This is a genomic window from Methylobacterium sp. Leaf117, from assembly GCF_001422985.1.
Classification (GTDB): Bacteria; Pseudomonadota; Alphaproteobacteria; order Rhizobiales; family Beijerinckiaceae; genus Methylobacterium.
In genome coordinates this window covers 1-21,594 of record NZ_LMNL01000004.1, presented here as the reverse complement: position 1 = coordinate 21,594, position 21,594 = coordinate 1, and the positions used below count along the sequence as shown (strand labels likewise).

Below are 21,594 nucleotides of genomic sequence, written 5' to 3'. Positions count from 1 at the left end.
GATCAGCCCGCAAAGACGCCGATCAGTTCGGCCGCCACCAGGGCGGCGATGACGGCCGGGCGCTTGTCGCGCACCGGCCTGCCGCCGATCGGGCAGACGAGGCGGTCGAGGGCGGCCGCGTCGAGCCCCATCGCCCGGAAGGCGCTGAGGAAGGTCGCCCGCTTGGTGGCCGATCCGATCAGGCCGAGATACGCGAAGCTGTTGGCCTCCAGCAGGCTGGCGCAGATCAGGCTGTCGAGGGCGTGGCTGTGGGTGAGCACCACGTGCGCGGCCCCCGGCGGCGCGGCCTCGGCCACGGCACTGGCCGAGCCGACCTCCCGGAGGATGCGGGCGCCCTCGACGCGGGCGATCTCTCCGGGCCGGTCGTCGATGATCCGGGTGCGGAACGGCAGCGGGTCGAGGGCCAGCGCCAGGGCGCGCCCGACATGGCCGGCGCCGTAGATCAGCACCCACGGCGCCCGCGCCGCTCCCTCGGCCTCCCGGGCGTTGAGGCTCGCGCACGTCTCGGCCCCGGCCCGGACGATCGTCAGGGTGACGTGCCCGCCGCAGCATTGTCCGGTCTCCGGCCCGAGCGGCATCGGCAGGGTGGCCTCCCGCTCGCCCGCCGCCAGGAGTTGCCGGGCCCGGGCGATGCCCGCCCATTCGTAGGTGCCGCCCCCGATGGTGCCGACGACCCGGCCGGGCATCACCAGCATGGCGGTGCCGGCGGCGCGCGGCGTCGAGCCCCGCGCCTCCGACAGGGTAACGAGGGCCGCCGGCTCGCCCGCCGCGAGGGCGCCCGCCAGGGTTTCCGACAGCGCCTCCGACGGGTCGAGGCTCACGGCTGCGCGGTTCGCGGATGGTCCGCCAGGGCCCGCATCCGCTCGACGGCGTCGAGGACGCGTTCGGGCGTCGCCGGGGCGTCGAGGCGGGGGCAGTGCCGGTGCCCGGCGACGCTCGCCACCGCGTCCGACAGGGCGTGCAGCCCGGCGATGCCGAGCATCAGCGGCGGCTCGCCCACCGCCTTCGAGCGGTAGATCGTCGCCTCGCGATTCGCGTTCTCGTAGAGGGCCACGTTGAAGATGCGCGGGCGGTCGCCGCAGGCCGGGATCTTGTAGGTGGACGGCGCATGGGTGCGTAAGGCGCCCTTGCCGTCCCACCACAATTCCTCGGTGGTGAGCCAGCCCAGCCCCTGGATGAAGCCGCCCTCGATCTGGCCCCGGTCCACCGCCGGGTTCAGGGAGCGGCCGCAATCGTGCAGGATGTCGGCCCGCTCGATCCGGTATTCGCCGGTCAGCGTGTCCACCGCCGCCTGCACGCAGGCCGCGCCGTAGGCGAAATAGTAGAACGGGTGGCCCCGGCCGGCATCGCGGTCCCAGTGGATGGTCGGGGTCTTGTAGAAGCCCGTGGCCGAGAGCTGGACGCGGGCGAGGTAGGCCTTGTGGATCAGCTCGGCCCAGGCGATCTCCTGGTTGCCGACCCGGACCCGGTTGGGCAGGAACAGCACCGTCTCGGGCGCGACACTCCAGGCCTCGGCCGCGAAGGCGACGAGGCGGTCCTTCAGGGTCTGGGCGGCCGCGCGGGCCGCCATGCCGTTGAGATCCGCCCCCGACGAGGCGGCGGTGGCCGAGGTGTTGGGCACCTTGCCGGTCGTGGTCGCGGTGATGCGGACCCGGTCGGCATCGATCTGGAATTCCTCCGCCACCACCTGCGCGACCTTGACGTAGAGCCCCTGGCCCATCTCGGTGCCGCCGTGGTTCAGGCCGACCGAACCGTCGTTGTAGATGTGCACCAGGGCGCCGGCTTGGTTGTAGGCGGTCGAGGTGAAGGAGATGCCGAACTTCACCGGCGTCAGGGCGATGCCGCGCTTGATCACCGGGCTCGCTTCATTTGCCGCATGCAGGGCCGCGCGGCGCCCAGCATACTCACAATCCACTTCCAGTTTGGCCACCAAATCCCGGATGCAATTGTCGGAAATGGTCTGGTGGTAGGGCGTGATGTTGTCGGTCTCGGTGCCGTAGAAATTGCGCTTGCGCACCTCCAACGGGTCGAAGCCGCAGGCATAGGCCACCTCCTCGATCACCCGCTCGGCCGCCACCATGCCCTGCGGGCCGCCGAAGCCCCGGAAGGCGGTGTTGGACTGGGTGTGGGTGCGGTAGGGCCGCGAGGTCAGGTGCACCGCCGGGTAGTGATAGCAATTGTCGGCGTGGAACAGGGCGCGGTCGGTGACCGGCCCCGACAGGTCGGCGGCCCAGCCGCAGCGGGCGGCGAGCTGCATGTCGACCGCCAGGATCTTGCCCGCGGCATCGTGGCCGACGAGGTAATCGACCTCGAAATCGTGGCGCTTGCCGGTGATGATCATGTCGTCGTCGCGGTCGGGCCGGATCTTGGCGGCGCGTCCGGTCGTCTTGGCCACCAGGGCCGCCACGCAGGCGAACAGGTTCGACTGGCTCTCCTTGCCGCCGAAGCCGCCGCCCATCCGGCGGATCTCGGCCGTCACCGCGGAATTGACCGTGCCCAGCACCTTGGCGACCAGGGCCTGGGCCTCCGAGGGGTGCTGGGTCGAGGTGTAGACCGTGACCTCGTCGTCCTCGCCCGGAATGGCCAGCGCGATCTGGCCCTCGAGGTAGAAGTGCTCCTGGCCACCGATGGCCATCCGGCCCCGGACGATGCCGGGAGCCTCCGCCAGCACCGCGTCGGAATCGCCGCGCGTCAGGGTCATGGGCGGCCAGACCAGCGTGCCGTCCGCCCGGGCCTCCCGGTAGGTCAGGACGGGTGCGCGGTCTTCGTAGGCGATGACGGCGTGGCGGGCGGCGCGGCGGGCCGCATCGCGGGTCAGGGCCGCCACCGCGAAGATCGGCTGGCCGACATACGACACCGTGTCCTCGGCCAGCATCGGCTCGTCGTTCCGGTGCGAGGACGAGATGTCGTTGACGCCCGGGACGTCGGCGGCGGTGAACACCGCGACCACGCCCTCGGCGCTGCGCACGGGGTCGAGATCCACCGAGACCAGGCGGGCATGGGCGCGTTCGCTCAGGCCCAGGCAGACATGCAGCAGGCCGGCCGGCTCAGCCATGTCGTCGATGTAGATCGCCGAACCGCCGACGTGGCGGGCGGCGCTGTCGTGGATGCGCGGCGTGTGGGCGCCGCCCGCGATCCGGTCGTCCGCCTTCGGGGCAGGGGGTGTGCGATCAAGCATGAGCCAGTGCTCCCACCCTCGCCAAGCGGGTTTCCGGCGCCTCCGGGGCGCTCTCGTGGATCAGGCGCTCGATCAGGTTGCCGGCGACCTTGAGGCGGTAGGCAGCCGAAGCCCGCATGTCGGTGAGCGGGGTGAAGTCCTGCGCGAGTGCGGCCTTGAAGGCCGGGATCACGGCGGCGTCGAGGGCTTGCCCCACCAGCGCGGCCTCGGCCTGGACGGCCCGCTTCGGGGTGCCGGCCATGCCGCCATAGGCGATGCAGGCTTCCTCGATCGTGCCGCCGTCGAGCGTCAGCCGGAAGGCGCCGAGGACGGCCGAAATATCCTCGTCGAAGCGCTTCGAAATCTTGTAGGCTCGGAAGATCGCCTTCGGGCCGAGTCTCGGCACCCGCACCCCGGCGACGAACTCGCCCGGGCGCAGGTCCTGCCGGCCATAGGCGACGAAGAAATCCGCGAGGGGAATCTCGCGCTCGGTCCCCCGGCCGATGAGATGGAGGCCTGCCCCGAGGGCGATCAGGGCTGGCGCCGCGTCGCCGATGGGGGAGCCGTTGGCGATGTTGCCGCCGAGGGTGCCGGCATTGCGGGTCTGGGCGGCACCGTGGCGGCGGAAGAGTTCGCCGAGATCCGGATGCAGTCCGGCGAGATGCGTGCCGGCCTCGGCGAGGCTCACGCCGGCTCCGAGATACAGGTGATCGGGCGCCTCGCCCACGACGCGCAGGCTTCGCACCCGCCCGAGCCAGATCACCGGGTCGAGCACGCGCAGGCCCTTGGTCACCCAGAGGGCGACATCGGTGGCGCCGGCCACGATCGTCGCCTGGGGGTGCTCGGCCATGAGATCGACGAGCGCCTGGATGGTGGCCGGGGCGAAGAAGCGGCCCTTCGGCCCGGAGACCGCCACGGTCTCGTCGTCGCGCACGGCCAGCAGCCGGGCGAGGGTGGCGTCGTGGGCGGCGTCGAAGGCATCCGCTTCCGGCAGGGCCAGCGCCCGCTCGGCCGCGCGCACGATCGGGGCATAGCCGGTACAGCGGCAGAGATTGCCCGCGAGGGCATCGTCGATGGGGCTCGCGGAGGTCCAGACTTCCCCGGCCGCGGCGGGCCAATCCTTGGTCATGGCGAACAGCGACATCACGAAGCCCGGCGTGCAGAAGCCGCATTGCGAGCCGTGCTCCTCCACCATCAGGCGCTGGACCGGATGGAGCGTGCCGTCGCTCCCACGCAGGTGCTCCACGGTGAGGAGCTGGCAGCCGTCGAGCATACCCAGGAAGGTGATGCAGGCATCGACCGTGCGGTAGCGCAGCCGCTCGGCGCCGGGCGGCCCCTCGGGGCGCACCACCACCACCGTGCAGGCCCCGCAATCGCCCTCGTTGCAGCCCTCCTTGGTGCCGATCAGCCGCTCGGGGCCGCGCAGCCAGTCGAGCACCGTCAGGGTCGGATCGCAGGCCTCGATCGTGCGCGCCTCATGGCCGAGGAGGAAGCGGATCGCGTGTCTCATGCGGCCTCTCGTGTTCGAACGCCGGTTCCTCGCTCCCCCACGGGTCGGTTCGCGACGGCCCTAGCGCGGCAGCGTGTCGGCGATGCCCTTCACGTACCAGTTCATGCCGAGGATCATCGGGTCGGGGGCGTTCTCGCCGGCCTTCACCGCCTCGGTGCCGTCCTGCTTGAAGACGGGGCCGTGGAAGGGCAGGAGCGTGCCGTTCGCGATCGCCGTCTTGGTGGCCTCGGCCTGGGCCTTCACGTCGTCGGGCATGTTGGCGAAGGGCGCCAGCACGACCATACCGTCCTTGATGCCGCCCCAGGTGTCGTGGCTCTTCCAGGTGCCGTCCAGGACGGCCTTGGCCTCGCCGATGACGTAGCTGTCCCAGTCGTCGACGATCGAGGTGAGCTGGGCCTTCGGGGCGAAACGCATCTGGTCCGAGGATTGTCCGAAGGCGAGCTTGCCCTGCTTCTCGGCCTCCTGCAACGGCGCAGCGGAATCGGTGTGCTGCGACAGGATGTCGGCGCCCTGGGCCAGCAGCGCCTTGGCGGCCTCGGCCTCCTTGCCCGGGTCGAACCAGGTGTTGACCCAGACGATCTTGATCTTGATGTCGGGGTTCACCGACTGGGCGCCGAGCATGAAGGCGTTGATGCCGCTCACCACCTCGGGGATCGGGAACGAGGCGATGTAGCCCAGCGTGCCCGTCTTCGAGAGGCGCCCGGCGATCACCCCGCAGACGTAGCGGCCCTCGTAGAAGCGGGCCGAGTAGGTCGAGACGTTGGGCGCGCGCTTGTAGCCGGTGGCGTGCTCGAACTTCACCTTGGGGAACTTCTTGGCGACCTTCAGGGTCGGCTCCATGAAGCCGAACGAGGTGGTGAAGACCAGGCCGTAGCCGGAGCGGGCGAAGCTCTCGATGGACCGCTCGCTGTCGGCCTCCGGCACGTTCTCGAGGAAGCTGGTCTCGACCTTGTCGCCCAGCGCGGCGGCGAGGGCCTTGCGGCTCTGGTCGTGCTGGTACGAGTAGCCGTAATCGGCCACCGGCCCGACATAGACGAAGCCGACCTTCAGCTTCTCGCCGGGCTTCTTCTCCTGCGCGTGCGCGTCCGGGGCCTGCGCGGCCCCGAATCCGAGGGCGAGAACGGCCACCAGGGCACCCTGCACGATCCGCATCGTTCCGATATCCTTCCAGAATGCACGTCTACCGGTGCGGGGTGAAGACGCGGCCGAGGGCCGCCGGGGCGAGGGAGCCGCCCTGGCGCCTGCCGAGGGAGAGCAAGACCAGGGCCAGGATGGTGGCGAGGTAGGGCAGGGCGGAGAGGAGTTGCCCCGGCAGGCCGAGGCCGGCCGCCTGGGCATTGAGCTGGAGCACCGTGGCGCCGCCGAACAGCAGGGCGCCGGCCACCGCCCGGAGCGGATTCCAGGAGGCGAAGACCACGAGGGCCAGGGCGATCCAGCCGCGCCCGGCCGTCATCGCGGGCGCCCAGAACGAGGTGTAGGACAGCGACAGGTAGGCCCCGGCCAGCCCCGCGCAGGCCCCGCCGAACAGCACCGCGAGGACGCGCACCTTGCGGACCTGCAGGCCCAGCGCGTGGGTGGCGGTGTGGTCGTCGCCGATGGCCCGCAGGATCAGGCCGGCGCGGGTGCGCCACAGGAACCACCACACCCCGGCCGCCAGCGCGAAGGCGAAGTAGACGAAGCCGTCCTGCCCGAAGAGCAGGCCGCCGAGGCCGGGCAGATCGGTAAGACCCGGCACGGACAGGTGCGGCGCCGGATCGCGCTTGAGGCCGACATAGGAGGCGCCGACGAGGCCCGAGAGCCCGAGCCCCAGGATCGTCATGGCGAGGCCGGAGGCGACCTGATTGGCGCTCAGCACCACCGTGAGAAGTCCGAACAGGGCCGAGAGGGCGAGGCCCGCCCCGGCCCCCGCCAGCGCGCCGAGCAGCGTCGAGCCGGTCTCCACCGCCACCGCGAAACCGGCGGCGGCGCCCAGCACCATCATGCCCTCGACGCCGAGGTTGAGCACGCCCGCGCGCTCGGCGACGAGTTCGCCGAGCGCCGCGATCATCAGCGGGGTGGCGGCGGCCACGATGGTGATGAGCACCATCTGGACGATATCGAGGCTGACGCCGTGGATGGTCATGCGGTCGCTCCCGGCACGAGGCGGACCCGGTAGCGCGACAGGGCGTCGGCCCCGAGCACCAGGGCGAGCAGCAGGCCCTGGAAGGCCCGCGTCAGGTCGAGGGGGAGCTTCAGGTCGATCTGCGCGCCCTCGCCCCCGATGGTGGTGAGGGCGATGACCAGGGCCGCCACCAGGATACCCATCGGGGACAGCCGCCCGAGGAACGCCACGATGATGGCGGTGAAGCCGTAGCCCGGCGAGATCGACGGCTGGAGTTGGCCGATCCGGCCCGCCACCTCGCAGATTCCGGCCAGTCCCGCGGCGCCCCCGGAGACGGCGAAGACCGCGAGCGTCAGGCGCCCGTCGCTGAAGCCGGCGAAGCGCGCCGCGCGCGGGCTCGCCCCCACCACCCGCACGGTGAAGCCGAACAGGGTGCGGCCGAGAACCAGGGTGGCGAGGACCACCACCGCCAGCGCGATGGCGACGCCGGCATGGAGGGTGCCGCCCTCCATCAGGTAGGGCAGGCGGGCGGCGTCATCGAAGGTGACGCTCTGGGGAAAGTTGAAGCCGGCCGGATCGCGCAGCGGGCCGCGCGCCATGTAGTCGAGCAGCAGTTCGGCCACGTAGACCAGCATCAGGCTGGTGAGGATCTCGGAGACGCCGAGGCGCACCTTGAGGAGGGCCGGGATCAGCCCGTAGAGCATGCCGGCCCCCGTGCCGACGAGGAGCATCAGGGGCAGCACCCAGAGGGGATCGCCGGGCGATCCGTGGCTGGCGACGCCGATCCAGCCGCCGAACAGACCGCCGACGACGAACTGTCCCTCGGCCCCGATATTCCAGATATTGGCGCGGTAGCAGAAGGCCAGGCCGGTGGCGATGAGGGCGAGCGGCGCGGCCTTGACGGCCACCTCCTGCAGCGACCAGACCTCGCTCAAGGGCGCCACGAAGTAGGTGACGAAGGCGGCGGCCGGCGAGCGGCCCATGACGGCCACCACGAGCCCGCCCACCACCAGCGCGGCCAGGAAGGCCAGGATGGGCGAGAGCGCGTCCATCAGGGCCGACCGGTTGGTGCGCGGGGTCAGGTCAATGCGCATGGGCCGGCTCCCGGGCGTGATCCGGCGCGCCCGCCACCGGACCCTCGGCGGCTTCCGCGGGGTTCGCCCCGCCCATGCGCAGCCCCAGGGCCTCGCGGGTGGTCTCGGCGGCCGGCACCGGCGACGACAGGGTGCCGTCATGCAGCACGGCGATGCGGCCGGCGATCTCGAACAATTCGTCGAGGTCCTGGCTGATCACCAGCACGGCGGCGCCGCGGGAAGCGAGATCGAGGAGCGCCTGCCGGATATGGGCGGCCGCGAGGGCGTCGACGCCCCAGGTCGGCTGGTTGACCACGAGGATGCCGGGCTCGGCCAGGATCTCGCGCCCCATCAGGTATTTCTGCAGGTTGCCGCCCGACAGCGTTCCGGCGGCGGGATCGGGTCCCGCCTTGCGCACGTCGAAGGCCGCGATCACGTCCCGGGCCAGGGCCTTGGCGGCGGCGCGGCGCAGGACTCCGAAGCGGCTCAGGCCTGCGGTGGCGTGGCGCGACAGGATCGCGTTGTCGGACAGGCTCAAGGTCGGGGCCGCGCCGTGGCCGTTGCGCTCCTCCGGCACGAAACCGGCGCCGCCGCGCCGCCGGGCGGTGATGCCGAGGCGCCCCGAAGCGACGCCGTCGAACCGCACCATGCCGGCCTCCGGCGCCAGGGTCTCGCCCGAGAGGGCATCGAACAGCTCCGCCTGCCCGTTGCCGGCGATCCCCGCGAGGCCGACGATCTCGCCGCCGCGCACGCTCAGGGAGACGCCGTCGAGGGCGGTGCCGTGCAGGCCGGGGGCGGGGAGGGTGAGTCCGGACAGGACCAGGCGCTCCGGCCCGGTCGCCACGCCGGAAGGTGGCTTCACCTCACGCACTTGGACACCCACCATCATGGCGGCGAGGGACCGGGCAGTCTCGGCGCGGGGGTCGCAGGCCCACACCACCCGGCCGCCGCGCAGGATGGTGGCACGCGCGCACAGCCGGCGCACCTCGTCGAGGCGGTGCGAGATGTAGAGCAGCGCCCGGCCCTCGTCGCGCAGGCGTTCCAGCACGGTGAACAGCAATTCGGCCTCGCCCGGGGTCAGCACCGAGGTCGGCTCGTCGAGGATCACGAGCTTGGGGTTCTGCAGCAGGCAGCGGATGATCTCGATGCGCTGGCGCTCGCCGGCCGAGAGCGACCAGACCGGCCGGTCGGGGTCGAGGTGCAGGCCGTAGGTCGACCCGACCTCCGCGATCCGGGCCTTCAGGGTCCGGCCGCTCAGGCCCTTGGGCATCACCAGCGCGATGTTCTCGGCGACCGTCAGGTTCTCGCAGAGCGAAAAGTGCTGGAACACCATGCCGATGCCCAGCGCGCGGGCGGCCTCCGGATGGGCGAGGCGCACGACGTCGCCCCGATGGGTCACCACCCCCTCGGTGGGCTCCAGGAGCCCGTACAGGATCTTCATCAGGGTCGACTTGCCGGCGCCGTTCTCGCCGAGCAGGGCGTGGATCTCGCCGGCCCGGATCTCGAGATCGATGCCGTCATTGGCCGTGAAGGCGCCGAAGCGCTTGACGATGCCATAGGCGCCGAAGAGGGGTGTCGGCCCCTCCGTGCGGACAGGGGGGACGACGGGGACCACGCTAGAGCGCTCCGAACAGCGCGTGGGCGAGGCGGGTATGGGCCTCGCGCAACTGGCCGGTCTCGATCCCGAGGGGCTGGCCGTCGATGACCCGCCAGGAGCCTGCCACCATCACCCGGTCGGCCCGGTGGGCGCCGCACAGTACCAGGGCCGCGAGGGGATCGTGCGCGCCGGAAAAGCGCAGCTCGTCGAGGGTGAACAGGGCCAGATCCGCCTCGCAGCCCTCCGCGATCCGGCCGATGTCGCTGCGCCCGAGGCAGGCGGCGGAGCCCTCGGTCGCCCAGCGCAGGGCGTCGAGATGGGTGACGGCCTCGGCGCCGTAGGTCAGGCGATTGATCATCAGGGCGTGGCGCACGCCCTCCATCAGGTTCGAACTGTCGTTGGAGGCCGAGCCGTCGACCCCGAGGCCGACGGGCGAGCCGGCCGCCTCCAATTCGCAGGTCCGGCACTGGCCCGAGGCCAGGGTCATGTTCGAGGTCGGGCAGTGGCACACGCCGACGCCGGCCGCACCGAGGCGCTTCACCTCCGCGTCGTTGAAGTGGATGCCGTGGGCGAGCCAGGTGCGCGGCCCCATCCAGCCCACCTCCTCGAGGTAGTCCACCGGGCGCTGGCCGAACATCGCGACGCAGTAGCGGTCCTCGTCCAGCGTCTCGCCGAGATGGGTGTGCAGGCGGCAATCGTGGGCGTCCGCCAGGGCCGCGCTCTCGCGCATCAGCCGCTTCGTCACGTTAAAGGGCGAGCACGGGGCCAGCCCGATCTGCACCATCGCGCCCGGCTTGGGGTCGTGGAACAGGCGCAGCACCCGCTCGCTATCGGCCAGGATGGTGTCGTCGTCCTGCGTCAGGCATTCGGGCGGCAGGCCGCCGTCGCGCACCGACAAGCTCATCGAACCGCGGGTGACGAAGGCCCGGATACCGAGGGGGCCGGCCTCCTCGACCTGGATGTCGACGGAGGATTCGAGGCCCTTGGGGAACAGGTAATGGTGGTCGCCGGCCGTGGTGCAGCCGGAGAGCAGCAGCTCGGTGTAAGCGAGCCGGGTGGCCAGCCGGAACGCCTCGGGGGTGATCCTGTCCCAGACCGTGTAGAGCGCTTTCAGCCACGGGAAGAGCGGCTTGTTGATCGCCACCGGGTGGGCGCGGGTGAGCGTCTGGAAGAAGTGGTGGTGGGTGTTGATGAGGCCGGGCACGACCACGTGGCGGCTGGCGTCGAAGGTCTCGTGGACGGGCGCGGCGGGCGTGCCGCCTGCGGGCACGCGCTCGACGATGCGGGTACCTGCGACGACGAGGCCACCGCCGGAATCCGGCGCCAGGATCGCCAGCGGGTTGCGGATCCAGACTCGTCGCGTCGCGGGGGTTTCGACCATGCTGATCCGGTGTTCCCTCGGTGCGGACCGGCCCTCACCCTGGCCCGCCCGGAAATCGGGAGGCCGGACGGCGGTCCGGCCTCGTCGTTCAGGTCATGGTCTGCAGACCTCGCCTGCAGACCATCGATCAAGGTGCCTGTCCTGTGAGAAGGCGCCTGCCGTTGGAGCCTACCCTTAGAACACGTGGAAGGAGACGCCGGCCAGGAAGCTCTTCTCTTCGGTCCCCTTGAAGTTGGCGCGCTCGACGTTGCCGAATTTGTTGAGCCAGTATTGGAAGCCGATGAAGACGTCGACCCGGTTCGGCTGGTTGTAGATCAGCTTGCCGACGTCGAGGACCAGGTTGGTCCGCGACAGGAATTCGAGGCCCGTCTTCGGGTTGGAGGCGAAGGCGGACGGATCGCTCACGCCACGCCCCTTGGGCAGGACGATGTTGTTGAAGCCCGCGATGCTGAGCGGCAGGCCCGTGAAGGCCAGCGGGAAGCTGTAGACGATTTCGAATTCCGGGACCGTGTTGAAGCTGGTATCCCGGTTCGGGGCGACGTTGAAGCCGTTGCGATTCCACTCCTTGTAGGCATGGACCGAGGCGCTGAGGAAGCCGGCCGGGACGTCGAACGCAAAGTTCAGGCCGCCGACCACGTCGCGCTTCTTGGAGCCGAAGGCGTCGTTCTGCGCATTGGCATCGAAGCCGAAGGCGAGCGACACATCCTTGATGATGCCGGGCACCATGAAGGCCTTCGTCCCCGTCAGGGCGTTCAGGCTCAAGGTTCCGCGATAGAGGCCGTAGGCCTCGGTGTTCCCGTATTCGAAGTAGGTCGGCACGCCGAAACCATCGGTGGTGCCCGCCGGGAACTGCGACCCCGACTTCAGGATGTCGAGGGTGAAGAAGTTGGTGCCGTAGGCCCAGGCATCCGCATGCGAGAGGTTGAGGATGTGCTTGGGCGCGTCCTGGTTGCGGAAGCTGCCGTCGGACCGCTGGACCTGGGCGCCGGGACTGGCAGCCGGGAACTGGTAGCGGTAGCTGATCTGCGTATCGGAGAACAGGAAGAACCCGGACGGCACCACCACGGGTGCGATCGGCGCCTTCTCCTTGGTGAGGTCTGCGGCCAGGGCCGGCACCAGGGCGGCGAGGCTCAGCGTGGCAGCCAGCAGCGGTCGTGTGAATGTCGTGATCATCGATAACGTCCCCCTCGGATTTAAGCATCCGTTGGGGCAAATGACCGCAACCGATGTGCCATCCGGCCGGTCCGTCCACGCAACCAGGCGGGGTGATACAAAAATGCAACAATCCTGGCGCGCTCCCCTACGGAAACGGACCTGCGCCATCCCACACACCGGGCCGCTCGCGACCCGGAAACGCCGCGCGCCAAATGATAGTCGGACCAGATGGTCTAATTTCTAGCCAGGGTTGCATCATTGGTAGGCATCGGAGCGTCCACGGCTCGAGCGTCCATGGCCTCGTGGCACGCGCCCCGGACCGTCCGTTCCGCGGCTTTCCGGGCGGCTGGCGATGGCGCCGGGTCGCGTGGACTGCCCCCCCGCGTGTCCCGGCGGACAGGTCCCGTCACGCTGGGCGCGCCGAGGGGCGGACAAGCGCGGCGCAACCTGCACGGCAAGGATGCAGCGCCGCGCATCATTTGGGCGTGTCTCCGGCAGAGCTTCGATCCATGATCACCGGAGATTCGAGATTGGGGCCGGACGTCGCCCCTCCCGGATCGAGACTCCTCCGGCCCGGTGCCCCGATCATGCGTCCCGTCATCGCGGCCGAACCTGCCCCTGCCTCCTTCGATCCGGCGACCACCGCGCTGGTGATCATCGACATGCAGCGGGACTTCCTGGAGCCCGGCGGCTTCGGCGAGACCCTCGGCAACGACGTGAGCCTGCTGCAGACGGCGGTGCCGCCGATCCGGTCGGTGCTGGCCGCCGCACGAAACGCCGGCCTCCTCATCGTGCATACGCGCGAGGGCCATAAGCCCGACCTCTCCGATGCGCCGCCGGCCAAGCTGGAACGAGGGACGCCCACCGCGCGCATCGGCGCGCCGGGTCCGATGGGCCGCATCCTGATCCGCGGCGAGCCGGGTCACGGCATCGTGCCCGAACTGGCGCCGATCCGGGGCGAGGTGGTCATCGACAAGCCCGGGAAGGGCGCCTTCTACGCCACCGATCTCGGGGCCGTCCTGTCGGCCCGCCGGATCGCGACCCTGCTGGTCTGCGGGGTCACCACCGAGGTCTGCGTGCACACCACCATCCGCGAGGGCAACGACCGCGGCTATCGCTGCATCGCGATCGGCGATGGCTGCGCCTCCTACTGCCCTGAATTCCACCGAGTCGGCCTCGCGATGATCGCCGCCCAGGGCGGCATCTTCGGCTGGGTCACGTCCTCGGGTGCGGTGGTCGAAGCCCTCGCCGGTGCGCGCTAGGCGCGGGCGCAGCCCCGATCTCACGACGCGACCGGATCATCGCCCCGGCACGCGGGCGCGGCATACCAGCAGGAAGGACCTCGATCATGGCGGCGGGCGCGGACGGAACGGGGCCAGCGACATCCGGTATCGGGCGACGCCACGGGCCGAGCCTGTGGGTGCCGGGGGATTGGAACGCCTTCTTCGGCTTCGGCACCAACATCCTGGTCAACCTCCTGGTGCTCACCGGCCTGCTGCGCTTCGTGCTGGGCATGCCCGACGCCATCACGTTCGGGCGCATCCTGCCGGCCATCGGACTGATGCTCTGCCTCTCGACTGCCTATTACGGCTGGCTCGCCTATCGGCTAGCCGCGGCGACTGGGCGCAACGACGTCTGCGCGCTGCCCTCCGGCATCAGCGTGCCGCACATGTTCATCGTGGTCTTCGTGATCATGCTGCCGATCAAGCTCGCCACCGGCGATCCGGTGAAAGCCTGGGAGGCGGGGCTCGCCTGGGTCTTCATCCAGAGCTTCATCCTGATGATCGGCGGCTTTGCCGCCCCGGCAATCCGCCGGATCACCCCGCGGGCGGCGCTGCTCGGCACGCTCGCCGGCGTCTCCGTCACCTTCATCGCCATGCGCCCGGCGCTCGAACTCATCACCACGCCGGTGATCGGCGTGGTGGCCTTCGCCATCATCCTGCTCGCCTGGTTCGGGGGCCTGCGCTATCCCGGCCGCCTGCCGGCGGGCCTCGTTGCCATCCTGTTCGGGATGGGAATCGCCTGGGGCGCCAAGCTGTTCGGCCTCGACATCGGCGGGGTGAGCGGCCCCGGCCTCGCGGCGGCGCTCCACGGCATCGGCTTCTCGGTGCCGTTGCCGGCTCTCGGCCACGTCTTCTCGGGCTTCGACTTCATCGGGATCATCCTGGTCACCGCGATCCCGTTCGGCATCTACGACCTCGTGGAGGCCATGGACAACGTCGAGAGCGCCGAGGTGGCGGGCGACCCCTATCCCACCACCCGCGTGCTCACGGCCGACGGCGTCGTCAGCCTGATCGGCTGCCTGATGGGCAACCCCTTCATCAACGCGGTCTATATCGGCCATCCGGGCTGGAAGGCGATGGGCGGGCGGATCGGCTATTCCTTCGCCACCGGAGCGGTGATCCTGCTGCTGTGCTGGCTCAACCTGGTCTCGCTGCTGTCCAGCCTCGTGCCCGTGGTCGCGATCGCCCCGATCCTGCTCTACATCGGCATGCTGATCGGCGCGCAGGCCTTCCAGGAGACGCCGCATTCCCATGCGCCGGCCATCGTGCTCGCCTTCGCGCCCCATCTGGCGGCCTGGGCCAAGACCCTGATCGACGGGGCGCTGGGTGCGGCCGGCACCAGTGCCGCCGCGGTGGGCCTCGACAAACTCGGGCAGGCCGGCGTGCTCTATGCCGGCCTCGGCATCCTCGGCGAAGGCGCGATTCTGGGCGGGCTCGTCCTCGGGGCCATCACGGTGTTCATCATCGAGCGGGCCTTCGCCAAAGCGGCGGCCTTCGCCCTGGCGGGGGCGGTCCTCACCTTCTTCGGCTTCATGCACGGAGCGGCGGTCGGCGTGGCGGTGACGCCCGGCCTGGCGCTTGCTTACGCGATGGTGGCGGCCTTGCTCTACGCCGCGTCCCGCTCCCTGGCGGCCGCGCCGTCGACCCCGCCTGCGACTCACGCCGCCGCGGCGGCAGAATAGATCCCCGTCCGCGCGGCGTCCCGGCGGCACGAAAAAACATCACTGGGAGAAAGCTCATGTCAGAGCGCAACGAACCGCCGACCGGCGGCCTCGATGCCTACATCGAAGCGGCGGCCGGGCTGCTCGCCATTCCTCTCGATCCGACCTGGATCGGCGCCATCGGCAGCAACCTCGCGGTCCTGCGCGCGGCCGCGGCCCATGTGGCCGAATTCCCCCTGGCCGACGCGGTGGACGCCGCCCCGGTCTACGAGGCATGAGCCGCATGGAGGGTGTGGAGCAGGCCCGCGATCCGGGCACCATGACGGCCGAGGCGCTGGCGGGCGCATTTCGCGACGGCACGCTGAGCGCGCGCACCATCGTGGCGGCCTGCCTGGCGCGGATCGCGCGCGTCGACGGCGCGGTCAATGCCTTCACGGATGTGCTGCCCGAACGCGCCGCGGCCCGCGCCGAGGCCCTGGACGCGGCTCGTGCCAGCGGTGAACCCCTCGGGCCGCTCGCGGGCGTGCCCTTCGCGGTCAAGAACCTGTTCGACATCGCCGGCCTGCCGACACGGGCGGGATCGACGATCAACCGCGCACGGGCGCCCGCGTCGCGCGACGCCGCCCTGATCCGCCGCATGGAGGCGGCCGGCGCCATCCTGGTCGGCGGCCTCAACATGGGCGAATACGCCTACGACTTCACGGGCGAGAACGTGCATGACGGGTCGACCCGCAACCCGCACGCCCTCGGCCACATGTCCGGGGGCTCGTCCGGCGGGTCCGGCGGCGCCATCGGGGCGGGGCTGGTGCCGATCGCCCTCGGCTCGGACACCAACGGATCGATCCGGGTGCCCTCGGCCTTCTGCGGCTGTTTCGGCCTCAAGCCCACTTACGGCCGCCTGACCCGGGCCGGCAGCTTTCCCTTCGTGGGCAGCCTCGACCATCTCGGGCCTATGGCCCGCAGCGTCAGGGATCTCGCCATCAGCTACGACGCGATGCAGGGGCCGGACCCGGACGACCCGGTCGCCACCACGCGGCCGGCCGAGTTCACCGCCTCCCGCCTCGCAGACGGCCTCGGCACCCTGCGCGTCGCGGTGGCGGGCGGCTACTTCGCGCGCGGCGGCGATGCCGAGGCGTTCGAGGCGGTGGCGACCGTCGCCCGGGCGCTGGATGCGACGCGCGAGATCGAGATTCCGCAAGCGGCCCGCGCCCGGGCGGCGGCCTACCTCATCACCGCCGCCGAGGGGGCCGCCCTCCATCTCGACCGCCTGCGGACGCGGGGCCAGGATTTCGACCCGGCAGTGCGCGACCGCCTGATCGCCGGGGCGATGATCCCGGCCCCGATGGTCGAACGTGCCCAGCGCTTCCGCCGCTGGTACCGGGCGGCGGTGCTCGACCTGTTCCGCGAGGTCGACGTCATCCTGGCACCCGCCACGCCGTGCCGCGCCCCCCGCTCGGGCCAGACCACCTTCGTGCTCGACAGGGTGACCCTGCCGGTGCGGGCCAATATCGGGGTGTTCACCCAGCCGATCTCGTTCATCGGCCTGCCGGTGGTGGCGGTGCCGGTGCGCCTCGACGCGGGCCTGCCGCTCGGCGTCCAGGTCATCGCCGCCCCCTGGCGCGAGGACGTCGCCCTGCGGATCGCGTACCACCTCGAGCGGGCGGGCGTCGCCCGGGCCCCCGTGGCGAACCTGTGAGCGGAACCCCGATGATCATCGACGATCCGGCCGTGAAGGCCGAGGTGGAAGCCGCCTTCGCGGCCTACGAGGCGGCACTGGTGGGCAACGACGTCCCGACGCTGGAGGCGCTGTTCCACGACGATCCCCGCACCATCCGGTATGGCGGGGCCGAGAACCTCTACGGCATGGAGGCGATCCGGGCCTTCCGCCGGGCGCGCTCTTCCGAGGGCCTCGCCCGCGACCTCCGGGACACCGTGATCACCACCTACGGCGCCGATACGGGGATCGCCATGACGCTGTTCACCCGGTCAAGCGCTCCCGGGCGCATCGGACGCCAGAGCCAAACCTGGATCCGCTTCCCCGGCGGCTGGAAGGTGGTCGCGGCCCATGTGAGCGTCATCGAGAGCTGACCGGGCGGCGTAGCCCTCAGCTGTCCAGCGCCTTCGACAGCCGGCGCACGCGGCCGCCGCGCTTCTCGTAGGCGAAGAGCGAAGCGAGGGTGCGGTCGTCCGGCGCGATCTCTTCGATCGCGCGCTCATCGCCCGAATGTGCCTCGCCCGAGTGTGCCTCACCGGAGTGTGCCTCACCCGAATGCGCCGCGATTCCATTAGCCGGGGGAGCGTCGTCGGCCGCGACGTCGGGCACCGAGGGATGCGCTGGGGACAGGCGCAGGGTGGCGTGTTGAACCACCGCGCGGTCGCGCTCGATTTGCGCGGCCATGTCGGCCGCCACCCGGATCAGTGCCGTGGCGCCATCCCGGAACCGGAGTTCCACGGACAGGCTCGGGCCCTCGCCCCCGAGCACGTCCAGGCCGACGCCCACGAGGGAGGCGGCCAGACCCAAGGGATTCGGCAAGGGACCGGTCGCCGCCAAGGCCTCGCGCAGGCCGCGGGCGATGCCGCTGCGCCGGGGCGCCGGGCGCTCCGGAGTCGGCAGGACCAGCGCCTCCAGATCCTCGACGCCGCGCAGGCTTCCATCCGGAAGCCGAAAGAGGCCGAGTTCGTAGGAGGCCGAACCGATGCCGCAGGATCCGGCGGTGACCTGAATCTCCATCGTCGCTCCTTATCCATCCGGGCGATCCTCCGGGGGAGGGGACGTCCGTGAGATCGAACCTTGGTTCCCGTGTCGCGACATCCTGTGTCGGAAACAGGGCCACCTTCTGCGGCGCGGTTCGGGGGCGGTCGATCCCGACTTGAATCCCGGATTGCATTCGGACGAAAAATCGCCTCGGGCCTTGACGGTCACCGGTGGAACCCCGCCTAGAACGCGTGCCATTCTGATGTCGCGGTTCTTTTCCGTTCGACGCCCCTGCTGAGGATCCGGGTATGCGCGTGATCGAGACGACCATTCCTGCGGTGCGGCGCGTGGTGCCGACGCGCTTTGGCGATGCGCGGGGCTGGTTCTCGGAGACCTACCGGGCGGACATCCTGGCCGCGAGCGGCATCGACGACGTCTTCATCCAGGACAACCAATCCTTCTCCNGGCGATGCGCGGGGCTGGTTCTCGGAGACCTACCGGGCGGACATCCTGGCCGCGAGCGGCATCGACGACGTCTTCATCCAGGACAACCAATCCTTCTCCGCCCCGCAGGGCACCGTGCGCGGCCTGCACTTCCAGCGCCCTCCGATGGCCCAGGCCAAGCTGATCCGCGTGCTGGCCGGCGCCATCCTGGAYGTGGCCGTCGACCTGCGGCGCGCCTCGCCCACCTACGGCCGCCACGTGGCCGTGCGGCTCGATGCGRAGGGCGGCGAGCAGCTCTACATCCCGGTCGGCTTCGGGCACGGCTTCTGCACCCTGGAGCCCGACACCATGGTGGCCTACAAGGTCGCCGGCGGGGTCTACAGCCCCGAGCACGACGGCGCCCTGCTCTGGAACGATCCGGCGCTGGGCATCGACTGGCCGGTGACGGACGCCGACGCGCAGCTCTCRGCCAAGGACCGGATCGCCCCACGGCTGGCCGATCTTCCGCCGCTTTTCTGAAGCCTGTACAGGGGGGGCGCGGCCGGAGACGACAGCGCCGCACCGCCCGATCGTCCGCCCGTCCCGAYTTCACGAGAGACCGTTCATCCCATGCGCATCCTGGTAACCGGCGGCTGCGGCTTCATCGGATCGGCCCTGGTGCTGCACCTGGTGCAGGATCTCGGACACGAGGTGGYCACCCTGGAYGCGCTGACCTACGCGGCCAATCCGATCTCGCTCCAGCCCCTGGCCRACGATCCCCGCCACCGCCTGGTGGAAGCCGACATCTGCGACCCGAAGGCGGTCCACGCCCTCTAYGCSGAYTTCCGGCCCGAGGCCGTGATGCATCTGGCCGCCGAGAGCCACGTCGACCGTTCGATCACCGATCCGGGCGCCTTCATCCGCACCAACGTGGTCGGCACCCAGGTGATGCTCGACGGCGCCCGCAGCCATTGGGACGGGCTYTCGGGCACGGCCAGGGCRGGGTTCCGCTTCCTCCACGTCTCCACCGACGAGGTCTACGGCTCGCTGCCGCCGGACGGCTTCTTCACCGAAGACAGCCGCTACGATCCGCGCTCGCCCTACTCGGCCTCCAAGGCCGCCTCCGACCACCTGGCCCGCGCCTGGCACGARACCTACGGCCTGCCGGTGCTGGTGACCAACTGCTCGAACAATTACGGCCCGCGCCACTTCCCCGAGAAGCTCATYCCCCTGATGATCCTCAACGCGCTCGAGGGCAAGCCGCTGCCGGTCTACGGCGACGGCCTCAACGAGCGCGACTGGATCCATGTCGAGGACCATGCCCGCGGCCTCGTGGCCGTGCTCGAGAAGGGGCGGCTCGGCGAGACCTACCTGCTCGGCGGGCGCTCGGTGCGCAACAACYTGGCCGTGGTCAAGGCGCTGTGCGCCGCCTTCGACCGCCTGCGCCCGGAGCACGCGCCCCACGACCGCCTCATCACCTCCGTCACCGATCGGCCCGGCCACGACCGGCGCTACGCCATCGACCCGTCCAAGGCCGAGGCCGAGGTGGGGTGGCACCCGACCAAGGACTTCGARCAGGCGCTGGAGGAGACCGTRCGCTGGTATCTGGCCAACGAGTCCTGGTGGCGCCCGATCCGCGCGGGGCGCTACACCGGCGAGCGCCTCGGCCTCGGCGCGAGCGCATCGCCCGCCGGGCACGGGTGAGCCCGGCAGATGCCTGACCCGGTGAACATGCCTGACCCSGTGAACATGCCTGRATCCATGAACATCCTGATCCTCGGCGGCGCCGGCCAGGTCGGCACCGAACTGCAGGCGTCCGGCCTCTGGGACCCGAGCGTGCGCCTGTACGCCCCGAGCCGCACCGAACTCGACGTCACCGACGCGGCTGCGATCGAGGCCGCCCTGGCGCAGCGCCCCTACGCGGCGGTGGTCAACACGGCCGCCTACACCGCCGTCGACCGGGCCGAGAGCGAGATCGCCGCGGCCTGGGYCMTSAACGCGGTGGCGCCGGCGCTCCTGGCCGCCGCCACCGCCCGGGCCGGCATCCCGCTCGTCCACGTCTCCACCGACTACGTCTTCGACGGCTCCGGCACCGGCGCCTATCCCTCGGACGCGGCCGTGAACCCGCAGAGCGTCTACGGRGCCAGCAAGGCGGCSGGCGAGATCGCCGTGCGGGCGGCCAATCCGCGCCACGCCATCATCCGCACCGCCTGGGTGGTGAGCCCGCACCGGGGCAACTTCGTCAAGACGATGCTGCGCCTCGCCGCCGAGCGCGAGCGCCTGAGCGTGGTCGACGACCAGCACGGCTGCCCGACCAGCGCGGGCGACCTCGCCGCGGGGCTCGCGGTGGTCGCCCAGGCGCTGGCCACCGATCCGGCCGCGCCCACGGGCACGCATCACTACGTCAATGCCGGGGCCACGACCTGGTGTGGCTTTGCYCGCGCCATCATCGCCGGCAACGCCCGGCGCGGCGGGCGCTCCGTGCCGGTGGATGCGATCCCGACCTCCGCCTTCCCGACCCCGGCGCGGCGCCCGGCCAACTCGGTGCTCTCGACGGCGAGCCTGACGGCCGCCTACGGCCTGACGCCGCGRCCCTGGGCCGAGGCCGTCGACGCCATCCTCGACCGACTGGTCGGCCCTGAACGGACACAGACGGAGACGCGGGCATGAAGGGGATCGTTCTGGCCGGCGGCACGGGCACGCGCCTGCACCCGGCCACCCTGTCGATCAACAAGCAGCTGCTGCCGGTCTACGACAAGCCGATGATCTACTATCCGGTCTCCGTGCTGATGCTGGCCGGCATCCGCGAGATCCTGATCATCTCCTCGCCCGAGCATCTCGACAACTACAAGCGCCTGTTCGGCACCGGCGAGCAGTTCGGCCTGTCCTTCAGCTACGCGGTCCAGCCCCGGCCGGAAGGACTGGCCCAGGCCTTCCTCATCGGGCGCGCSTTCRTCGGCGACGACAGCGTCGCCCTGGTGCTGGGCGACAAYCTGTTCTTCGGCTCGGGCATGACCGAGTTGCTGCGCAGCGCCCGCGCCCGGACGACCGGCGCCACGGTGTTCGCCTACCATGTCGACAATCCGGCGGCYTACGGCGTCGTCACCCTCGACACGGAGGGGCGTCCCCTGCGGCTCGTGGAGAAGCCGACGGASCCCGAGAGCCCCTGGGCGGTGACGGGRCTGTACTTCTACGACAACCAGGTGCTCGACATCGCCGCCGCCGTGAAGCCCTCGGCGCGCGGCGAACTCGAGATCACCAGCATCAACGAGGCCTATCTCGAGCGGGGCCAGCTCCACGTGGAGCGGATGAGCCGCGGCTATGCCTGGCTCGATACCGGCACGCATGACAGCCTGCTGGARGCGGCCGAGTTCGTGCGYACCCTGCAGCACCGCCAGGGCCTCCAGGTGGCCTGCCTGGAGGAGATCGCCTACCTGCAGGGCTTCATCGGCAAGGACCAGCTCATCGCCCGCGGCAACCTGTTCTCCAAGACCGCCTACGGCCAGAACCTGCTCAAGCTCGCCAAGGAAGATCAGGCCTCCCTCCTGGCACGGTGAG

At 70.8% G+C, this 21,594-nt stretch carries 19 protein-coding genes and 1 pseudogene; 10 read left to right on the top strand and 10 right to left on the bottom strand.

The genetic code is table 11. The features are described 5' to 3' along the window. Nucleotides 1–2: 2 nt before the first annotated feature. From xdhC to ASF57_RS05025, 9 genes are all read right to left on the bottom strand, one after another. A complete protein-coding gene (xdhC, locus tag ASF57_RS05065; RefSeq protein WP_082503701.1) occupies nucleotides 3–821 on the bottom strand; it encodes a xanthine dehydrogenase accessory protein XdhC in 819 nt (272 codons plus the stop codon). Continuing rightward, nucleotides 818–3,178 carry a xanthine dehydrogenase molybdopterin binding subunit gene (gene xdhB, locus ASF57_RS05060; protein WP_056480788.1) on the bottom strand — a complete coding sequence of 787 codons (2,361 nt, stop codon included), beginning with the start codon at nucleotides 3,176–3,178 and terminating at the stop codon, nucleotides 818–820. The genes xdhC and xdhB overlap by 4 nt, the downstream gene beginning before the upstream one ends. Beyond that, a complete protein-coding gene (gene xdhA, locus ASF57_RS05055) occupies nucleotides 3,171–4,667 on the bottom strand; it encodes a xanthine dehydrogenase small subunit (protein ID WP_056480786.1) in 1,497 nt (498 codons plus the stop codon). Before xdhA ends, xdhB begins: the two co-directional genes overlap by 8 nt. A gap of 60 nt (nucleotides 4,668–4,727) precedes the next feature. Continuing rightward, nucleotides 4,728–5,819, bottom strand: coding sequence for a BMP family ABC transporter substrate-binding protein (locus ASF57_RS05050; protein WP_056480784.1), 1,092 nt, complete (start codon nucleotides 5,817–5,819; stop codon nucleotides 4,728–4,730). 28 nt (nucleotides 5,820–5,847) lie between these two features. Continuing rightward, nucleotides 5,848–6,789 carry an ABC transporter permease gene (locus ASF57_RS05045; RefSeq protein WP_056190573.1) on the bottom strand — a complete coding sequence of 314 codons (942 nt, stop codon included), beginning with the start codon at nucleotides 6,787–6,789 and terminating at the stop codon, nucleotides 5,848–5,850. After that, nucleotides 6,786–7,862 (bottom strand): ABC transporter permease, encoded by a 1,077-nt coding sequence (locus tag ASF57_RS05040; RefSeq protein WP_056480782.1) that lies wholly within the window; start codon nucleotides 7,860–7,862, stop codon nucleotides 6,786–6,788. The genes ASF57_RS05045 and ASF57_RS05040 overlap by 4 nt, the downstream gene beginning before the upstream one ends. After that, nucleotides 7,852–9,456, bottom strand: coding sequence for an ABC transporter ATP-binding protein (locus tag ASF57_RS05035; protein ID WP_056480780.1), 1,605 nt, complete (start codon nucleotides 9,454–9,456; stop codon nucleotides 7,852–7,854). The genes ASF57_RS05040 and ASF57_RS05035 overlap by 11 nt, the downstream gene beginning before the upstream one ends. 1 nt (nucleotide 9,457) lies before the next feature. Continuing rightward, nucleotides 9,458–10,819: an 8-oxoguanine deaminase gene (locus ASF57_RS05030; RefSeq protein WP_056480778.1), complete on the bottom strand. Its 1,362-nt coding sequence runs from the start codon at nucleotides 10,817–10,819 to the stop codon at nucleotides 9,458–9,460. 174 nt (nucleotides 10,820–10,993) lie between these two features. Continuing rightward, complete coding sequence (locus ASF57_RS05025) at nucleotides 10,994–11,992, bottom strand: hypothetical protein (protein WP_056480776.1); 999 nt, start codon at nucleotides 11,990–11,992, stop codon at nucleotides 10,994–10,996. Between the two features lie 569 nt (nucleotides 11,993–12,561). Between ASF57_RS05025 and ASF57_RS05020 the strand changes: the two genes are divergently transcribed. From ASF57_RS05020 to hpxZ, 5 genes are all read left to right on the top strand, one after another. Continuing rightward, complete coding sequence (locus tag ASF57_RS05020; protein WP_056480774.1) at nucleotides 12,562–13,236, top strand: isochorismatase family cysteine hydrolase; 675 nt, start codon at nucleotides 12,562–12,564, stop codon at nucleotides 13,234–13,236. Between the two features lie 86 nt (nucleotides 13,237–13,322). After that, complete coding sequence (locus ASF57_RS05015) at nucleotides 13,323–14,939, top strand: hypothetical protein (protein ID WP_056480772.1); 1,617 nt, start codon at nucleotides 13,323–13,325, stop codon at nucleotides 14,937–14,939. Nucleotides 14,940–14,995: 56 nt separating this feature from the next. Further along, nucleotides 14,996–15,196, top strand: a complete 201-nt coding sequence (locus tag ASF57_RS05010; protein ID WP_056190587.1) for a DUF4089 domain-containing protein — start codon at nucleotides 14,996–14,998, stop codon at nucleotides 15,194–15,196. Nucleotides 15,197–15,237: 41 nt separating this feature from the next. After that, nucleotides 15,238–16,614, top strand: coding sequence for an AtzE family amidohydrolase (locus ASF57_RS05005; RefSeq protein WP_156375977.1), 1,377 nt, complete (start codon nucleotides 15,238–15,240; stop codon nucleotides 16,612–16,614). Nucleotides 16,615–16,625: 11 nt separating this feature from the next. After that, entirely contained in the window at nucleotides 16,626–17,006 is a 381-nt protein-coding gene (gene hpxZ / locus ASF57_RS05000; RefSeq protein WP_056480768.1) for an oxalurate catabolism protein HpxZ, read from the top strand. A 16-nt stretch (nucleotides 17,007–17,022) separates the two neighbouring features. Here hpxZ and ASF57_RS04995 read toward each other — a convergent pair whose 3' ends face one another. Beyond that, nucleotides 17,023–17,649 (bottom strand): hypothetical protein, encoded by a 627-nt coding sequence (locus tag ASF57_RS04995; protein ID WP_056480766.1) that lies wholly within the window; start codon nucleotides 17,647–17,649, stop codon nucleotides 17,023–17,025. 272 nt (nucleotides 17,650–17,921) lie between these two features. On the opposite strand from ASF57_RS04995, the pseudogene ASF57_RS26725 reads away from it, so the two are divergent. From ASF57_RS26725 to rfbA, 5 genes and pseudogenes are all read left to right on the top strand, one after another. Then, nucleotides 17,922–18,077 (top strand): annotated as a pseudogene (locus tag ASF57_RS26725) (dTDP-4-dehydrorhamnose 3,5-epimerase family protein); the annotation flags it as partial. A gap of 1 nt (nucleotide 18,078) precedes the next feature. Further along, a partial coding sequence (gene rfbC, locus ASF57_RS04990; protein WP_056480895.1) for a dTDP-4-dehydrorhamnose 3,5-epimerase occupies nucleotides 18,079–18,576 on the top strand: 498 nt, incomplete at its 5' end. A gap of 90 nt (nucleotides 18,577–18,666) precedes the next feature. Further along, nucleotides 18,667–19,740: a dTDP-glucose 4,6-dehydratase gene (rfbB, locus tag ASF57_RS04985; RefSeq protein ID WP_056480764.1), complete on the top strand. Its 1,074-nt coding sequence runs from the start codon at nucleotides 18,667–18,669 to the stop codon at nucleotides 19,738–19,740. Nucleotides 19,741–19,797: 57 nt separating this feature from the next. Next, nucleotides 19,798–20,706 (top strand): dTDP-4-dehydrorhamnose reductase, encoded by a 909-nt coding sequence (rfbD, locus tag ASF57_RS04980; protein ID WP_056480763.1) that lies wholly within the window; start codon nucleotides 19,798–19,800, stop codon nucleotides 20,704–20,706. Further along, nucleotides 20,703–21,593, top strand: coding sequence for a glucose-1-phosphate thymidylyltransferase RfbA (gene rfbA / locus ASF57_RS04975; protein WP_056480761.1), 891 nt, complete (start codon nucleotides 20,703–20,705; stop codon nucleotides 21,591–21,593). Before rfbD ends, rfbA begins: the two co-directional genes overlap by 4 nt. The last annotated feature ends 1 nt before the right edge of the window (nucleotide 21,594 follow it).

Bases quoted from the DNA above. Each gene is read 5' to 3' on its own strand.
- xdhB (WP_056480788.1), bottom strand. From the start codon at position 3,178: ATGCTTGATCGCACACCCCCTGCCCCGAAGGCGGACGACCGGATCGCG.
- xdhA (WP_056480786.1), bottom strand. From the start codon at position 4,667: ATGAGACACGCGATCCGCTTCCTCCTCGGCCATGAGGCGCGCACGATC.
- ASF57_RS05050 (WP_056480784.1), bottom strand. From the start codon at position 5,819: ATGCGGATCGTGCAGGGTGCCCTGGTGGCCGTTCTCGCCCTCGGATTC.
- ASF57_RS05045 (WP_056190573.1), bottom strand. From the start codon at position 6,789: ATGACCATCCACGGCGTCAGCCTCGATATCGTCCAGATGGTGCTCATC.
- ASF57_RS05040 (WP_056480782.1), bottom strand. From the start codon at position 7,862: ATGCGCATTGACCTGACCCCGCGCACCAACCGGTCGGCCCTGATGGAC.
- ASF57_RS05030 (WP_056480778.1), bottom strand. From the start codon at position 10,819: ATGGTCGAAACCCCCGCGACGCGACGAGTCTGGATCCGCAACCCGCTG.
- ASF57_RS05025 (WP_056480776.1), bottom strand. From the start codon at position 11,992: ATGATCACGACATTCACACGACCGCTGCTGGCTGCCACGCTGAGCCTC.
- ASF57_RS05020 (WP_056480774.1), top strand. From the start codon at position 12,562: ATGCGTCCCGTCATCGCGGCCGAACCTGCCCCTGCCTCCTTCGATCCG.
- ASF57_RS05015 (WP_056480772.1), top strand. From the start codon at position 13,323: ATGGCGGCGGGCGCGGACGGAACGGGGCCAGCGACATCCGGTATCGGG.
- ASF57_RS05010 (WP_056190587.1), top strand. From the start codon at position 14,996: ATGTCAGAGCGCAACGAACCGCCGACCGGCGGCCTCGATGCCTACATC.
- ASF57_RS05005 (WP_156375977.1), top strand. From the start codon at position 15,238: ATGACGGCCGAGGCGCTGGCGGGCGCATTTCGCGACGGCACGCTGAGC.
- hpxZ (WP_056480768.1), top strand. From the start codon at position 16,626: ATGATCATCGACGATCCGGCCGTGAAGGCCGAGGTGGAAGCCGCCTTC.
- ASF57_RS04995 (WP_056480766.1), bottom strand. From the start codon at position 17,649: ATGGAGATTCAGGTCACCGCCGGATCCTGCGGCATCGGTTCGGCCTCC.